Source organism: Clostridium sp. UBA6640 (assembly GCF_002455975.1).
GTDB lineage: Bacteria > Bacillota > Clostridia > Clostridiales > Clostridiaceae > Clostridium_J.
This window is the reverse complement of record NZ_DKLM01000172.1, coordinates 1-1,066: the sequence shown is the minus strand read 5'-3', so window position 1 is coordinate 1,066 and position 1,066 is coordinate 1. Positions and strand designations below refer to the sequence as shown.

The window sequence follows — 1,066 nt, the reverse complement described above, 5'->3', positions numbered from 1 at the left end:
GAATTGTGAATTTAGTAGTATCCATCCTTTTATTTAATAAAAGCCCTCTGTTAAAAGCAGAGGGCTTTTTATGCTAATTTTTTTACTAAAACATGCTTATTGTACTTATAAAAAGTTTTGTATTATATTCTTTAAAGTTTTCTTTTTTCATCATAATTTAAATATAACTTTTAAAATTAGGTTTACATTTCAGAGTGGAATTTCTTTTTTTATTACTGAAAAGTAAATCTTAACTTAAGTAAAGCAGAGGAAAATAATAAGGATAGTTATTTCTCCTTTGTATCCTCTTTACAACAGGGGTAGATGAAGCTTTTGAAAAATTTTATCTATTAAATGGGAGGGGAAATATTATGTTAAAAAAGAAAACACTATCAATGATTATATTAACTTCAATGCTATTAAATACTGCTTCTTCAGCTGTTCTAGCTAAGCCTATTGAAAATCAAAATGACAAGGTTACTACAATTGAAAATCCCACTGAAGATAAATTTACATTCATAAATAAGGAATTTAAAGAGGTAGTAACTAACGAGATAGAAGCTCAAACTTTCCTTATGAACAATAAAGGGCTTTTAGGAAAAACTACAGGAACCTTTGAAGTTGTAAATACTGAAAAAGATGAACTTGGATATACACATTTTAGAAGCGTAATGACTGGAGATGGAATACCTGTATATGGTTCTGATGTAGTTGTTCACGTAGATAAAAATAATAAGGTATATGCAGTTAACGGTACTATAAATGAAAATGTTATGAATATAGAATGGTCAGATCTTGTAAAAATATCTCAAGAAGATGCTCTTAAAACAGCTAGTGATCTTTTAAACATTAAAGATCTACCAAAGGATGCAAATATTAATCCTGAACTTTATATTTATGAACATGAAGGAAAATTCAACGTTGTGTACCTTGTTGAATTGTTTACTCTAGAAAATGAACCAACTAGCTGGCAAATTTTTATTAATGCAGAAAATGGACAAGTTGTAAATAAGCTAAGCTTTGTTAAAAATGCAGCTCCATCACAAGGAACTGGTGTTGATTTAAAAGGCAAAAATGTATCAATAAA

The 1,066-nt window shown here is 28.2% G+C and carries 1 protein-coding gene; it reads left to right on the top strand.

What is annotated here, in order from left to right:
* Window positions 1–350: 350 nt before the first annotated feature.
* Window positions 351–1,066, top strand: a 716-nt coding sequence (locus tag B2W91_RS20500; RefSeq protein ID WP_291584324.1) for a PepSY domain-containing protein, incomplete at its 3' end; no start/stop codon positions are given.